This window comes from Kluyvera sichuanensis (genome assembly GCF_014218705.1).
In the GTDB taxonomy this organism is placed as follows: domain Bacteria; phylum Pseudomonadota; class Gammaproteobacteria; order Enterobacterales; family Enterobacteriaceae; genus Kluyvera; species Kluyvera sichuanensis.
In genome coordinates this window covers 1-311 of sequence record NZ_JABBJF010000097.1, presented here as the reverse complement: position 1 = coordinate 311, position 311 = coordinate 1, and the positions used below count along the sequence as shown (strand labels likewise).

Below are 311 nucleotides of genomic sequence, written 5' to 3'. Positions count from 1 at the left end.
AAACCACCGTGCAGGGAGATACCGTTGGCAATGGCGGTCATACCGAATTCACGCACGCCGTAATGGATGTAGTTACCCGCGATATCTTCGTTGATCGCCTTAGAGCCGGACCAGATGGTCAGGTTAGAAGGTGCCAGGTCAGCGGAGCCGCCGAGGAATTCAGGCAGCAGAGGACCGAAGGCTTCAATCGCGTTCTGGGAAGCTTTACGGCTGGCGATTTTCGCCGGATTAGCCTGCAGCTTAGCGATGAATTCGTTCGCTTTCGCGTCGAAGTCAGACGGCATGTCACCTTTCATACGACGGGTGAATTC

1 pseudogene is annotated in these 311 nt (G+C 55.0%); it reads right to left on the bottom strand.

Annotation, left to right across the window (positions count from 1 at the left end):
* Positions 1-311 (bottom strand): annotated as a pseudogene (locus HII27_RS26930) (transketolase); the annotation flags it as partial.